Source organism: Sphaerotilus mobilis (assembly GCF_004216565.1).
Lineage (GTDB): Bacteria > Pseudomonadota > Gammaproteobacteria > Burkholderiales > Burkholderiaceae_C > Sphaerotilus > Sphaerotilus mobilis.
This window is the reverse complement of the sequence record NZ_SGWV01000009.1, coordinates 227,714-242,083: the sequence shown is the minus strand read 5'-3', so window position 1 is coordinate 242,083 and position 14,370 is coordinate 227,714. Positions and strand designations below refer to the sequence as shown.

Genomic DNA, 14,370 nt, shown 5'->3' with positions numbered 1-14,370 from the left:
GATGACCGACACCACTTCCAGCGCTCCGACCGCTCCCGCTGCCAGCCCCCTGCGCTGGTTCGTCGTGCATGCCTATTCGGGCATGGAGAAGGCCGTCGAGCGCAACCTGCGCGAGCGCATCGAACGCTCGGGCATGCAGACCAAGTTCGGTCGCATCCTCGTTCCGACCGAAGAGGTCGTCGAGATGAAGAACGGCAAGAAGGCCGTCACCGAGCGTCGCTTCTTCCCGGGTTACGTGCTGGTCGAGATGCTGATGGACGACGAGTCCTGGCACCTGGTCAAGAACACCAGCAAGGTCACCGGCTTCGTCGGCGGCGCCAAGAACCGTCCGACGCCGATCTCGGATGACGAGGTCATGAAGATCGTCAACCAGATGCAAGAAGGCATCGAGAAGCCCCGGCCCAAGGTCGAGTGGGAGGTTGGCGAGGTTGTTCGGGTCAAGGAAGGTCCGTTCACCGACTTCAATGCCTCGATCGAAGAGGTCAACTACGACAAGAACAAGCTGCGCGTCTCTGTGACCATCTTCGGTCGCGCGACGCCGGTCGAGCTCGACTTCCACCAGGTCGAGAAGGTCTGATCAGGACCTGAGTTTTCTCGGCTCCAGGCGTGAAGGACCCGTCGCCTGGGGTTGATCCACACAACGGGTCCATGACGAGGAGCTGCCGGCCCCTCGGTCCGCAGGTCGCACGTGGTGCGTCCTGCAGGGCTTGAAGAGCCGGAGCGTTCGCACTCGAGGAGCCATCATGGCAAAGAAAATCGTCGGCTACATCAAGCTGCAAGTGCCGGCCGGCAAGGCCAATCCGTCGCCCCCGATCGGCCCGGCGCTGGGTCAGCGCGGCCTGAACATCATGGAGTTCTGCAAGTCGTTCAACGCGCAGACCCAGGGCATGGAACCGGGCCTCAAGCTGCCGGTGATCATCACCGCCTACGCCGACAAGTCGTTCACGTTCATCCTCAAGAGCCCGCCCGCCACGGTGCTGCTCAAGAAGGCCGCCAAGATCGAGAAGGGCTCTGCTCGCCCTCACGTCGAGAAGGTCGCCAAGCTGACGCGTGCGCAGCTTGAAGAGATCGCCAAGATCAAGGTGAAGGACCTGACGGCTGCCAACATGGACGCCGCCGTCAAGACCATCGCGGGTTCGGCCCGTTCGATGGGCATCAACGTGGAAGGGGTCTGACATGGCCAAGTTGACCAAGCGCCAGAAGGCGCAGCAGGGCAAGATCGAATCGACCAAGCTCTACGCCATCGACGACGCGATCACGCTGGTGAAGGAATTCGCCGCTGCCAAGTTCGATGAGTCGATCGACGTGGCTGTGCAGCTCGGCGTGGATGCCAAGAAGTCGGACCAAGTCGTGCGTGGCGCGGTCGTGATGCCCAACGGCACCGGCAAGACCAAGCGCGTGGCCGTGTTCGCCCAGGGCGCCAAGGCTGAAGAAGCAAAGGCCGCTGGCGCCGACATCGTTGGCATGGACGATCTGGCTGCCGAAGTGAAGAACGGCGTCATCAACTTCGACGTGGTGATCGCCTCGCCTGACGCGATGCGCGTGGTCGGTCAGCTGGGTCAGATCCTCGGCCCGCGCGGCCTGATGCCGAACCCGAAGGTCGGCACCGTGACCCCGGACGTCGCCACCGCCGTCAAGAACGCCAAGGCTGGCCAAGTCCAGTACCGCGTCGACAAGGCCGGCATCATCCACGGCACGATCGGCCGTCGCTCGTTCGACTCCGACAAGCTGAAGGTCAACCTGCAGGCCCTGCTGGACGCGCTGAACAAGTCCAAGCCGGCCACCAGCAAGGGCATCTACCTGCGCAAGGTTGCTGTGTCCTCGACGATGGGTGTGGGCGTCCGCGTGGACGTCGGCAGCATCACGTCGGGCATGACGGCTCAGAGCTGATCTGACAAGGATCGTGGCGCTGCGCGAGTCTGGCGCGGCGCTGCACAAATTGGTGGGCTGACGGCGCGAGTGCCTCCGGGCGCGGGTCGTCAGGCCATCCAAGACCGCTGGTGCAGGGCGACGGCCTTGCTTAAACGGACGCCGAACGGGGCATGCCCCCGGGATGCACCAACCAGCGCAGATGGCGGTCCCGCCGCAAGGGTTTTCGTGTGAGGGTCTCGACCCTCGCGGGTTCCTGAACGGCAAGGTCGCTGAAACCGGTGCGGGCCGGCGGGGATGCAAGTCCCTGACGTCCCGCGTTTTGAAGGAGTGGACCTTGAGTCTCAATCGCAACGAGAAAGCTGCCGTTGTCGAGGAAGTGCAGGCCCAGGCGGCCAAGGCACAAACCTTGACCGTGGCCGAGTACCGTGGCCTCACCGTCGCTCATCTGGATGCCCTGCGCAAGATCGCGCGCGAGAAGGGTGTGTATCTTCACGTGCTGAAGAACACACTGGCTCGCCGTGCGGTCGCAGGCACCCAGTTTGAAGTGGCCGAGGCCCAATTCGTCGGACCTCTGATCTACGGCTTCTCTGAAGACGCCGTCGCGGCGGCCAAAGTCATCGCCGACTTTGCCAAGACGAACGACAAGCTGGTGATCAAGGGTGGTGCATTCGGTGGCAAGGTGCTGGACGTCAATGGCGTCAAGGCTCTGGCCAACGTGCCCAGCAAGGAAGTGCTGCTGTCCCAGCTGCTCGGCCTGCTGCAGACCCCCGTTTCCGGCCTGGCACGCGTGCTCGCCGAAGTGGCCAAGAAGCAAGGCGGCGGCGCCGAAGAGCCCGCAGCCGAAGCTGCGACGGCCTGACCCCCTCACACACGAATCAACCGCATTTAGGAGCCCAACATGGCTTTCGACAAAGACGCTTTCCTGGCTGCCCTGGACACCATGACCGTCCTGGAACTCAACGACCTGGTCAAGGCCGTTGAAGAGAAGTTCGGCGTGTCCGCCGCTGCTGTCGCCGTTGCCGGCGGTGGCGCGGGTGGCGCTGCTGCCCCGGTCGCTGAAGAGAAGACCGAGTTCAACGTCGTGCTGCTCGAAGCCGGCGCCAACAAGGTTTCGGTCATCAAGGCCGTGCGCGAACTGACGGGCCTGGGCCTGAAGGAAGCCAAGGATCTGGTCGACGGCGCGCCGAAGCCCGTCAAGGAAGCGATCCCCAAGGCCGACGCCGAAGCCGCGAAGAAGAAGCTCGAAGACGCTGGCGCCAAGGCCGAGATCAAGTAATCCGGCGTGCGCGACTCGTCGCTGCGCTGAATGGCTTGAAAGGCTGGTCCTCCGGGGCCAGCCTTTTCGTGCTTGTCGGCACGATTTCCAGGGCGATGCCCTGGAGAGCACCTGAAAACGTCGCCGGGGCTATCCTCGACGGTCTTTTCAAGTGTTCTCTGAACCGACTGCGGAGAACCGGTTTGGTCGAGGTGGCGTGCAATGCGCCGTCTGTCCGCCAGCGGCTGGTAGTGGCCAGCCACCAAGCAACGGGCCGTCCCCCAATCCACCGGGACGTGCGCCCGCCCAGGCCAGTCGCCGAACGATGCATCGTCCTGGCCCGACGGTGGTGTTCGACACGGAGTGATAGATGGCGCAAGCTACCCCTTACAGCTACACCGAGCGCAAGCGTATCCGCAAGAGCTTCGGCAAGCGCGCAAGCGTTCTCAACGTTCCTTATCTGCTGACCATGCAGAAGGACAGCTACGTCGCCTTCCTGCAGAAGGACGTAGCCCCGAAACAGCGCAAGCCCGAAGGCCTGCAGGCTGCCTTCCTCTCGGCGTTCCCGATCGTCTCGCACAACGGGTTTGTCGAGATGAAGTTCATCGAGTTCAACATCGCCAAGCCGCCGTTTGACGTGCGGGAGTGCCAGCAACGCGGCCTCACGTTCGCGGCTGCGGTGCGCGCGCGACTGCAGATGATCGTCTACGACCGCGAGGCGTCGACCAACCAGTCCAAGGTCGTCAAGGAGATCAAGGAGCAAGAGGTCTACATGGGCGAAGTGCCGCTCATGACCGACTACGGCTCCTTCATCGTCAACGGCACCGAGCGGGTCATCGTCTCGCAGCTTCACCGCTCGCCGGGCGTGTTCTTCGAGCATGACAAGGGCAAGACCCACAGCTCGGGCAAGCTGCTGTTCAGCGCCCGCATCATTCCTTACCGCGGTTCCTGGCTGGACTTCGAGTTCGACCCGAAGGACATCCTCTACTTCCGCGTTGACCGCCGTCGCAAGATGCCGGTCACGATCCTGCTGAAGGCCATCGGCCTGAACCCCGAGCAGATCCTGGCGAACTTCTTCAAGTTCGACAATTTCCGCCTGATGGACAGCGGCGCCCAGATGGAGTTCGTCGCCGAACGCCTCAAGGGTGAAGTCGCCCGCTTCGACATCACCGACAAGAACGGCAATGTCGTCGTCGAGAAGGACAAGCGGATCACGGCCAAGCACATCCGCCAGCTCGATGCCTCCGAGACCCAGCACGTCAGCGTGCCGGAAGACTTCCTGATCGGCCGCGTGGTGGCCCGCAACATCGTCGATGCGGACACCGGCGAGATCGTGGCCAAGGCCAACGAGGAAGTCACCGAGATGCTGCTCAAGAAGCTGCGCACCTCGGGTGTCAAGGACCTGCCGACGCTGTTCACCAACGAGTTGAACCAGGGCGCCTTCATCAGCCAGACCCTGGCCAGCGACGAGACCGCCGACCAGCTGGCCGCGCGTGTTGCGATCTACCGCATGATGCGCCCCGGCGAGCCGCCGACCGAGGACGCGGTCGAGGCCCTCTTCAACCGCCTGTTCTACAGCGCCGACACCTACGATCTGTCGCGCGTGGGCCGCATGAAGTTCAACGCCCGCGTGGGCCGCGAAGGCTCCGAAGGCGCGATGACGCTGTCCAACGCGGACATCCTCGACGTCGTCAAGATCCTGGTCGACCTGCGCAACGGCAACGGCGAGGTCGATGACATCGACCACCTCGGCAACCGGCGTGTGCGTTGCGTGGGCGAACTGGCCGAGAACCAGTACCGCTCGGGCCTCGCCCGCATCGAGAAGGCCGTCAAGGAGCGTCTGGGCCAGGCCGAGACCGAGGCCCTGATGCCGCACGACCTGATCAACTCCAAGCCGATCAGCGCGGCGCTCAAGGAGTTCTTCGGCGCGTCGCAGCTCTCGCAGTTCATGGACCAGACCAACCCGCTGTCGGAGATCACGCACAAGCGTCGCGTCTCTGCCCTGGGCCCGGGCGGTCTGACCCGCGAGCGTGCCGGCTTCGAGGTTCGCGACGTGCACCCGACCCACTACGGTCGTGTCTGCCCGATCGAGACCCCGGAAGGTCCGAACATCGGCCTGATCAACTCGCTGGCGCTGTTCGCACGCCTGAACGAGTACGGTTTCCTGGAGACGCCGTACCGCCGCGTCAACGACGGCCAGGCGACCGCTCAGATCGACTACCTGTCGGCCATCGAGGAAGGCAAGTACGTCATCGCGCAGGCCAACGCCAAGCTCGATGCGGACAACAAGCTGATCGACGAGCTGGTGTCGGCCCGCGAGATGGGCGAGTCGGTGCTGACCCAGCCCGAGCGCATCCAGTACATGGACGTGGCCCCGACCCAGATCGTGTCGGTGGCGGCTTCGCTCGTGCCCTTCCTGGAGCACGACGACGCGAACCGCGCGCTGATGGGCGCCAACATGCAGCGCCAGGCCGTGCCGGTGCTGCGTCCGGAAAAGGCCTTCGTCGGCACCGGTGTCGAGCGCGTCGCTGCGGTCGACTCGGGCACCGTCGTGACGGCCCGTCGGGGTGGCGTGGTGGACTACGTCGACACCAACCGCATCGTGATCCGCGTCAATGACGCAGAGACGGTTGCGGGCGAGGTCGGTGTCGACATCTACAACCTCATCAAGTACCACCGTTCGAACCAGAACACGAACATCCACCAGCGTCCGATCGTCAGCCGCGGCCACCACGTTGGTTCCGGCGACGTCATCGCCGACGGTGCCTCGACCGACCTGGGCGAGCTCGCGCTCGGCCAGAACATGCTGGTCGCGTTCATGCCCTGGAACGGCTACAACTTCGAGGACTCGATCCTCATCAGCGAACGTGTCGTCGCCGAAGACCGCTACACCTCGATCCACATCGAGGAACTGGTGGTCATGGCCCGCGACACCAAGCTGGGCCCTGAGGACATCACCCGCGACATCCCCAACCTCAGCGAGCAGCAACTGGCTCGCCTGGACGAGTCGGGCATCGTCTACATCGGCGCCGAGGTCAACCCCGGCGACGTGCTGGTGGGCAAGGTCACGCCCAAGGGCGAGACCACTCTGACGCCGGAAGAGAAGCTGCTGCGCGCGATCTTTGGTGAGAAGGCGTCCGACGTGAAGGACACCTCGCTGCGCGTCGACCAGGGCACGCAGGGCACCGTCATCGACGTGCAGGTCTTCACCCGTGAAGGCATCACGCGCGACAAGCGGGCCCAGCAGATCATCGACGACGAGCTCAAGCGCTTCCGCCTGGACCTCAACGACCAGCTGCGCATCGTCGAGGCCGACGCCTTCGACCGGATCGAGAAGCTGCTCAACGGCAAGATCGCCAACGGCGGCCCTCGCAAGATCACCAAGGGCACCGTGATCGACAAGGCCTACCTGGCCGACGTCGAGAAGTACCACTGGTTCGACATCCGCCCGGCCGAGGACGATGTCGCCAACCAGCTGGAGTCGATCAAGAACTCGCTGGAGCAGACCCGCCACAGCTTCGACCTCGCTTTCGAAGAGAAGCGCAAGAAGCTGACGCAGGGCGACGAGCTGCCCGCGGGCGTGCTCAAGATGGTCAAGGTCTACCTGGCCGTCAAGCGCCGCCTGCAGCCCGGCGACAAGATGGCCGGCCGCCACGGCAACAAGGGCGTCGTCTCCAAGATCACCCCGATCGAGGACATGCCCTACATGGCCGACGGCACCCCTGCCGACATCGTGCTGAACCCGCTGGGTGTGCCCTCGCGGATGAACGTCGGTCAGGTGCTGGAAGTGCACCTGGGCTGGGCCGGCAAGGGCATTGGCCAGCGCATCGGCGACATGCTGCAGGAGCAGGCCCGCGTGGCCGAGATCCGCAAGTTCATGGACGAGCTCTACAACCAGTCCGGCGGCAAGTCCGAGACCCTCGATGACCTGACCGACACGGAAGTGCTCGAAATGGCGTCGAACCTCGCCAAGGGCGTGCCGTTCGCCACGCCGGTCTTCGACGGTGCCAAGGAAGAAGAGATCCGCGGCATGTTGAAGCTGGCCTATCCGGACGACATCGCCGCCCGCAAGGGCCTGACCGCCACGCGCACCCAGGCTTGGCTGTGCGACGGTCGCACCGGCGAGCAGTTCGAGCGCCCGGTCACGGTAGGCTACATGCACGTGCTCAAGCTGCACCACCTGGTCGACGACAAGATGCACGCCCGTTCGACCGGCCCGTACTCGCTCGTCACCCAGCAGCCGCTGGGCGGCAAGGCGCAGTTCGGCGGTCAGCGTTTCGGTGAGATGGAAGTGTGGGCCCTCGAAGCCTACGGTGCGGCCTACGTGCTGCAGGAGATGCTCACCGTGAAGTCCGATGACGTGAATGGCCGTACGAAGGTGTACGAGAACATCGTCAAGGGCGAGCACTCGATCGAGGCGGGCATGCCCGAGTCGTTCAACGTGTTGGTCAAGGAAATCCGTTCGCTCGGCATCGACATCGAGCTCGAGCGCAACTAAGCACAGGGAATAGGAGAGCCCCATGAAAGGTTTGCTGGACCTGTTCAAGCAGTTCACCCCGGACGAGCACTTCGACGCGATCAAGATCGGGCTGGCTTCGCCCGAGAAGATCCGTTCCTGGTCGTTCGGCGAGGTGAAGAAGCCCGAGACCATCAACTACCGGACGTTCAAGCCCGAGCGTGACGGCCTGTTCTGCGCCAAGATCTTTGGCCCGATCAAGGACTACGAGTGCCTGTGCGGCAAGTACAAGCGCCTGAAGCACCGCGGCGTGATCTGCGAGAAGTGCGGCGTCGAAGTGACCCAGACCAAGGTCCGCCGTGACCGCATGGGCCACATCGACCTGGCCGCGCCGTGCGCGCACATCTGGTTCCTGAAGTCGCTGCCGTCGCGTCTGGGCCTGGTGCTCGACATGACGCTGCGCGACATCGAGCGCGTGCTGTACTTCGAAGCCTACGTGGTGACCGACCCGGGCATGACCCCGCTGAAGAAGTTCAGCATCATGTCCGAGGACGATTTCGACACGAAGCGCCGCGAGTACGGTGACGAGTTCGTCGCGATGATGGGTGCCGAAGGCGTGCAGCAACTGCTCGCCGAGATGGACCTGGACGTCGAGATCGACAAGCTGCGCAACGACATGACCGGCAGCGAGCTGAAGGTCAAGAAGAACTCCAAGCGCCTCAAGGTGATGGAGGCCTTCAAGAAGTCGGGCATCAAGCCGAGCTGGATGGTCATGGACGTGCTGCCGGTGCTGCCGCCGGACCTGCGTCCGCTGGTGCCGCTGGACGGCGGTCGTTTCGCGACCTCCGACCTCAACGACCTCTACCGTCGCGTCATCAACCGGAACAACCGCCTGGCCCGTCTGCTGGAGCTCAAGGCGCCGGAAATCATCGTGCGCAACGAGAAGCGCATGCTGCAGGAAGCCGTCGACTCGCTGCTCGACAACGGCCGCCGCGGCAAGGCCATGACCGGTGCGAACAAGCGCGCACTGAAGTCGCTGGCCGACATGATCAAGGGCAAGAGCGGCCGCTTCCGCCAGAACCTGCTGGGCAAGCGCGTCGACTACTCGGGCCGTTCGGTCATCACCGTGGGCCCGACCCTCAAGCTGCACCAGTGCGGCCTGCCCAAGCTGATGGCGCTGGAGCTGTTCAAGCCCTTCATCTTCTCGCGCCTCGAGGCGATGGGCATCGCCAGCACGATCAAGCAGGCGAAGAAGGAAGTCGAGTCCGGCACGCCGGTGGTCTGGGACATCCTTGAGGAAGTCATCAAGGAACACCCGATCCTGCTGAACCGCGCCCCGACGCTGCACCGCCTGGGCATCCAGGCCTTCGAGCCGGTGCTGATCGAGGGCAAGGCCATCCAGCTGCACCCGCTGGTCTGCGCCGCGTTCAACGCCGACTTCGATGGCGACCAGATGGCCGTGCACGTGCCGCTGTCCATCGAGGCGCAGATGGAAGCGCGCGCCCTGATGCTGGCATCGAACAACGTGCTGTTCCCGGCCTCGGGTGAGCCGTCGATCGTGCCGTCGCAGGACGTCGTGCTGGGTCTGTACTACGCGACCCGTGAACGCACCAACGGCAAGGGCGAAGGCCTGATCTTCTCGGACACCGTGGAAGTGCAGCGCGCGCTGGACAACTCGGTGGTCGACCTGACCACGCGCATCAGCGTGCGCCTGACCGAGTGGCTGCGCAACGAGGACGGCGAAGGCTTCACGCCCAAGACCACCCTCACGCACACCACCGTCGGCCGAGCCCTGCTCAGCGAGATCCTGCCCAAGGGCCTGCCCTTCAGCGTCATGAACAAGGCGCTGAAGAAGAAGGAGATCTCGCGGCTGATCAACACCGCCTTCCGCAAGTGCGGCCTGAAGGAGACCGTCGTCTTCGCCGACAAGCTGCTGCAGAGCGGCTTCCGGCTGGCCACCCGCGCGGGCATTTCGATCGCCATCGATGACATGCTCGTGCCCAAGCAGAAGGTCGAGCTGATCGAGCGCGCCGAGAACGAGGTCAAGGAGATCGAGCAGCAGTACGTCTCCGGCCTGGTGACCGCCGGCGAGCGCTACAACAAGGTCGTGGACATCTGGGGCAAGACCGGCGACGAGGTCGGCAAGGTCATGATGTCGCAGCTCTCCAAGGAGAAGGTGCTCGACCGCAACGGCAAGATGGTGGACCAGGAGTCGTTCAACTCCATCTACATGATGGCCGACTCGGGCGCCCGCGGTTCTGCGGCCCAGATCCGCCAGCTCGCCGGCATGCGCGGCCTGATGGCCAAGCCTGACGGCTCGATCATCGAGACGCCCATCACCGCGAACTTCCGCGAAGGCCTGAACGTTCTCCAGTACTTCATCTCGACCCACGGCGCCCGCAAGGGCCTGGCGGACACCGCGTTGAAGACGGCGAACTCGGGTTACCTGACGCGTCGCCTGGTCGACGTGACGCAGGATCTCGTGGTCATCGAGGATGACTGCGGCACCGACCACGGCATCAACATGCGCGCGCTGGTCGAAGGCGGCGAGGTCATCGAGTCGCTGCGCGACCGCATCCTCGGCCGTGTCACCGCGATCGACGTCATCCACCCCGAGACGCAGGAAACCCTGATCGTCGCGGGCAAGATGCTCGACGAGGACGCGATGGACGTGCTCGAAGCCGCTGGCGTCGACGAGGTCAAGGTCCGCACCCCGCTGACCTGCGAGACCCGTTACGGCCTGTGCGCCAAGTGCTATGGCCGTGACCTGGGTCGCGGCGGCGTGGTCAACACCGGCGAAGCTGTCGGCGTGATCGCGGCGCAGTCGATCGGCGAGCCGGGCACGCAGCTGACGATGCGGACCTTCCACATCGGCGGCGCGGCGTCGCGGGCGGCGGTTGCCTCCAGCGTCGACGCCAAGTCGGACGGCATCATCGGCTTCAACAGCACGATGCGTTACGTGACCAACGCCAAGGGCGAACTGGTGGTGATCTCGCGTTCTGGCGAGATCGTCATCACCGACCCGCACGGCCGGGAGCGCGAGCGCCACAAGGTGCCGTACGGCGCAACCCTGAACGTCAAGCCCGACCAGACCATCAAGGCTGGCACCGTGCTGGGCAACTGGGACCCGCTGACCCGCCCCATCATCACGGAATTCGCAGGTCACCTGACCTTCGAGAACGTCGAAGAAGGTGTGACGGTCGCCAAGCAGGTCGACGAGGTCACCGGCCTGTCGACGCTGGTGGTCATCGACCCGAAGCGCCGTGGTGCCGCCAAGATCGTGCGCCCGCAGGTCAAGCTGCTGGACGTTGCCGGACAGGAAATCAAGATCCCCGGCACTGACCACTCGGTGACGATCGGCTTCCCGATCGGCTCGCTGATCCAGGTCCGCGACGGCCAGGACGTGATGCCCGGCGAGGTGCTGGCCCGTATCCCGGTCGAAGGCCAGAAGACGCGCGACATCACCGGCGGTCTGCCGCGTGTGGCCGAGCTGTTCGAGGCCCGCACGCCCAAGGACAAGGGCATCCTGGCCGAGATCACCGGCACGGTGTCCTTCGGCAAGGAGACCAAGGGCAAGGTCCGCCTGCAGATCACCGACCCGGACGGCAAGGTCTACGAAGAGCTGGTGCCCAAGGAAAAGAACATCCTGGTGCACGAAGGCCAGGTGGTGAACAAGGGCGAATCGATCGTCGACGGCCCGGCCGATCCGCAGGACATCCTGCGCCTGCTGGGTGTCGAGGAACTGGCGCGCTACATCGTCGACGAGGTCCAGGACGTCTACCGACTCCAGGGCGTGAAGATCAACGACAAGCACATCGAGGTGATCGTTCGCCAGATGCTGCGCCGCGTGCAGATCACCAACTCGGGCGACTCGACCTACATCGTGGGCGAGCAGGTCGAGCGCTCCGAGCTGTTCGACACCAACGACCGCCTGCGCGGTGAAGACAAGCTGCCGGCGACCTATGCCGACGTGCTGCTGGGCATCACCAAGGCGTCGCTGTCGACCGACTCGTTCATCTCGGCCGCTTCCTTCCAGGAAACGACCCGGGTGCTGACCGAGGCGGCCATCATGGGCAAGCGCGACGAGCTGCGGGGTTTGAAGGAGAACGTGATCGTCGGTCGCCTGATCCCTGCCGGCACCGGCCTGGCCTACCACCAGGCCCGCAAGGCGAAGGACGAGATGGACGACCAGGAACGCCGCCTGATCGCCATGCAGGAAGCGCAGGACGCGCTGGCTGCCGTCGACGCCGCATCGGCGGGCGAAGCGGCCGACTGAGTCGCCTCGACCCGTGCTGCCGATCTCCCGATCGGCAGCCTCCCGAAGGGCCGCTCATGCGGCCCTTTTTCTTTTACCGAAAGAACGCTTGCGTGTTGCGGCGCAACAAGTCATAATAGCTTTCTCAGTCGCGGAGTGGAGCAGTCTGGTAGCTCGTTGGGCTCATAACCCAAAGGTCGCAGGTTCAAATCCTGCCTCCGCAACCAAGAATACATGTCGAGAGCGGTAGTTCTCGAAGCAGCAAAGCCACCCTCGCGGTGGCTTTTTTGCGTGTGTTCGCGGTGTGGGGTCGCCGCGTGGGCACGCAGCGTTGGGTGGGGGACGGTAGCGCTGCCAAAGGCGGGTCTGGCACCGCCCTAGAATTCCGCCATGACGAGCGATGGCGTGAAGGACGGGGAGACACCGCGCAGGTCACGCCGGGGCAGTGGCGCGGTGACCTTGCATGACGTGGCCCGGATCGCGGGCGTTGCGCCGATCACGGCGTCGCGGGCGGTCAACACCCCCACGCAGGTCTCGGCCGAGGTGCTGCGCAAGGTCAGCGACGCCATCGCGCGGACCGGCTACGTGCCCAACCGCACGGCGGGTGCGCTGGCCTCGGCCCGCAGCCGACTCATCGCGGCGGTTGTGCCGACCATCGCCGGCTCGGTCTTCCTCGCCTCGGTGCAGGCCTTGACCGAGACCCTCGCCGCCAGCGGCTACCAGTTGATGTTGGGCCAGTCGGGCTACGACCCGCAGCGGGAAGACGCATTGCTCGAAGCCATCATCGGCCGTCGCCCGGACGGCATCGTGCTGACCGGCATCCTGCACACGCCGGAAGGCCGACGCCGCCTGGTGGCCGCCGGCATCCCGGTGGTCGAGACCTGGGATCTCACGCCCACGCCCATCGACATGCTGGTCGGTTTCTCGCACGTCGACGTCGGCCGTCGGGTCGCTGAACACCTGCATGGACGCGGCCGGCGCCGGCTGGCCATCGTCTCCGGCGACGACGAACGGGCGCGCCGACGGGAGGACGCCTTTGCGTCTGCGGCCCAGGCACTGGGCCTGCCAGAGGTCCGCCACGTGATCGTCCCGGCGCCGACCACCTTGCGCAGTGGCCGGGCCGCCTTGAGCGAACTGCTCCAGGCGGGTGCGGATGTCGACGCCGTCTTCTGCAGCTCCGACATGCTGGCACTCGGCGTCATCACCGAGGCCCAGTCGCGTGGCCTGGCGGTGCCCGAGGCGCTGGCCGTCATCGGCTTTGGCGACCTCGAGTTCGCCGCCGACCTGCACCCGGCCCTGAGCACCGTGCGCATCAACGGCGCCGAGATCGGCCGCCAGGCCGCACGCTTCATCGTCGAGCGCGCCGAGGGCCGGCCGGTCGAGTCCCGCATCGTCGACATCGGCTTCTCCATCGCCGAGCGCGAGAGCGTCTGATCCGGGTAGACCCGGAGATCGAGCGTCTGGTGAGGCTCGATCGGTAGCGCTACCATTCGGTCCACTTTGGTAGCGCTACCGGCATGAAGGCCGGTTCCAACCTCTCCGAAAGGACCGACCCCATGAAGAAGTTCCTGACCGCCCTCACGCTCGGGCTGTCCCTGGCCAGTGCCGCCATGGCCGAGACCTGGCCGGCCCGCCCGGTGACGCTGGTGGTGCCGTTCCCGCCCGGCGGATCGACCGACAGCGTCGCCCGTGCGCTGGCGCCCGCCCTGGGCAAGGCGTTCAACCAGACCTTCGTGGTCGAGAACAAGGCCGGCGCGACCGGCACGATCGGTGCGGCAGCGGTCAAGCGCTCGCCGGCCGACGGCTACACCTTCCTGGTCACGTCGCTCGGCCCGCTGGTGGTCGTGCCCCACCTGCTCAAGGGCCTGGCCTACGACCCATTGAAAGACTTCGACACACTCACCGTCGCGGTCCAGGCGCCCAATGTGCTGGTGGTGCCTGCAAGCTCGCCGCACCGCAGCCTGGCCGATGTCGTGACGCACCTGAAGGCCAATCCGGACAAGATGAGCTTTGCCTCGTCCGGCAACGGTTCCAGCGACCACCTCACGGCCGAGCTGTTCTGGCTCGAGAGCGGCACCTCTGGCGTGCATGTGCCCTACAAGGGCGGCGGCCCCGCGATCTCCGACCTGCTGGGCGCGCAGGTCGACGCCTCGTTCCAGAACGTGAACTCGGTGATCCAGCACATCCGCTCCGGCAAGCTGCGGGCCCTGGCCATGACCGGCAGCAAGCGCTCACCCGTGTTGCCCGATGTCCCGACGATGAGCGAGGCCGGCGTGCGACATGTCGAGGTGACCTCCTGGCAGGCCGTCGTGGGACCGCTGGGCCTGCCGGCCGATGTCCGCGCCAAGATGCACGCCGCGCTCGTCGCGGCCATCAACGACGCCCAGATCCGCACCCAGTTCACCTCCGCCGGACTGGAGATCGTCGCCAGCACGCCCGAGCAGTTCGCCGCTTTCCAGCAGCAGGAACATGCCCGCTGGAAGCGCGTGATCGAGACCCGCAAGATCACCGCCGACTGACCCTCCCAAGCTC

9 protein-coding genes and 1 tRNA gene are annotated in these 14,370 nt (G+C 65.2%); all 10 read left to right on the top strand.

The genetic code is table 11. The features are described 5' to 3' along the window. The first annotated feature begins 1 nt into the window (after window position 1). The gene (nusG, locus tag EV685_RS10255; protein WP_130481927.1) at window positions 2-577 is read left to right on the top strand and encodes a transcription termination/antitermination protein NusG; all 576 of its coding nucleotides are present in this window, start codon (window positions 2-4) and stop codon (window positions 575-577) included. Window positions 578-743: 166 nt separating this feature from the next. After that, window positions 744-1,175, top strand: coding sequence for a 50S ribosomal protein L11 (gene rplK, locus EV685_RS10250; RefSeq protein ID WP_130481926.1), 432 nt, complete (start codon window positions 744-746; stop codon window positions 1,173-1,175). 1 nt (window position 1,176) lies between these two features. Continuing rightward, a complete protein-coding gene (rplA, locus tag EV685_RS10245; RefSeq protein ID WP_130481925.1) occupies window positions 1,177-1,890 on the top strand; it encodes a 50S ribosomal protein L1 in 714 nt (237 codons plus the stop codon). A 316-nt stretch (window positions 1,891-2,206) separates the two neighbouring features. Continuing rightward, window positions 2,207-2,731 carry a 50S ribosomal protein L10 gene (gene rplJ / locus EV685_RS10240; RefSeq protein WP_130481924.1) on the top strand — a complete coding sequence of 175 codons (525 nt, stop codon included), beginning with the start codon at window positions 2,207-2,209 and terminating at the stop codon, window positions 2,729-2,731. A 39-nt stretch (window positions 2,732-2,770) separates the two neighbouring features. Beyond that, window positions 2,771-3,148, top strand: a complete 378-nt coding sequence (gene rplL, locus EV685_RS10235; protein WP_130481923.1) for a 50S ribosomal protein L7/L12 — start codon at window positions 2,771-2,773, stop codon at window positions 3,146-3,148. Between the two features lie 349 nt (window positions 3,149-3,497). After that, window positions 3,498-7,625, top strand: coding sequence for a DNA-directed RNA polymerase subunit beta (rpoB, locus tag EV685_RS10230; RefSeq protein ID WP_130481922.1), 4,128 nt, complete (start codon window positions 3,498-3,500; stop codon window positions 7,623-7,625). A 22-nt stretch (window positions 7,626-7,647) separates the two neighbouring features. Then, window positions 7,648-11,859 carry a DNA-directed RNA polymerase subunit beta' gene (gene rpoC, locus EV685_RS10225; RefSeq protein ID WP_130481921.1) on the top strand — a complete coding sequence of 1,404 codons (4,212 nt, stop codon included), beginning with the start codon at window positions 7,648-7,650 and terminating at the stop codon, window positions 11,857-11,859. 129 nt (window positions 11,860-11,988) lie between these two features. Next, window positions 11,989-12,065, top strand: a tRNA-Met gene (locus tag EV685_RS10220). Window positions 12,066-12,228: 163 nt separating this feature from the next. Continuing rightward, window positions 12,229-13,272, top strand: coding sequence for a LacI family DNA-binding transcriptional regulator (locus EV685_RS10215; RefSeq protein WP_130481920.1), 1,044 nt, complete (start codon window positions 12,229-12,231; stop codon window positions 13,270-13,272). 122 nt (window positions 13,273-13,394) lie between these two features. Then, complete coding sequence (locus EV685_RS10210; protein WP_130481919.1) at window positions 13,395-14,357, top strand: Bug family tripartite tricarboxylate transporter substrate binding protein; 963 nt, start codon at window positions 13,395-13,397, stop codon at window positions 14,355-14,357. Window positions 14,358-14,370 lie beyond the last annotated feature (13 nt).

What these genes read in the sequence shown, in the direction of transcription:
- rplA (WP_130481925.1), top strand. Translation starts at nt 1,177, where the DNA reads ATGGCCAAGTTGACCAAGCGCCAGAAGGCGCAGCAGGGCAAGATCGAA.
- rpoC (WP_130481921.1), top strand. Translation starts at nt 7,648, where the DNA reads ATGAAAGGTTTGCTGGACCTGTTCAAGCAGTTCACCCCGGACGAGCAC.
- rplK (WP_130481926.1), top strand. Translation starts at nt 744, where the DNA reads ATGGCAAAGAAAATCGTCGGCTACATCAAGCTGCAAGTGCCGGCCGGC.
- rpoB (WP_130481922.1), top strand. Translation starts at nt 3,498, where the DNA reads ATGGCGCAAGCTACCCCTTACAGCTACACCGAGCGCAAGCGTATCCGC.
- EV685_RS10210 (WP_130481919.1), top strand. Translation starts at nt 13,395, where the DNA reads ATGAAGAAGTTCCTGACCGCCCTCACGCTCGGGCTGTCCCTGGCCAGT.
- rplL (WP_130481923.1), top strand. Translation starts at nt 2,771, where the DNA reads ATGGCTTTCGACAAAGACGCTTTCCTGGCTGCCCTGGACACCATGACC.
- EV685_RS10215 (WP_130481920.1), top strand. Translation starts at nt 12,229, where the DNA reads ATGACGAGCGATGGCGTGAAGGACGGGGAGACACCGCGCAGGTCACGC.
- nusG (WP_130481927.1), top strand. Translation starts at nt 2, where the DNA reads ATGACCGACACCACTTCCAGCGCTCCGACCGCTCCCGCTGCCAGCCCC.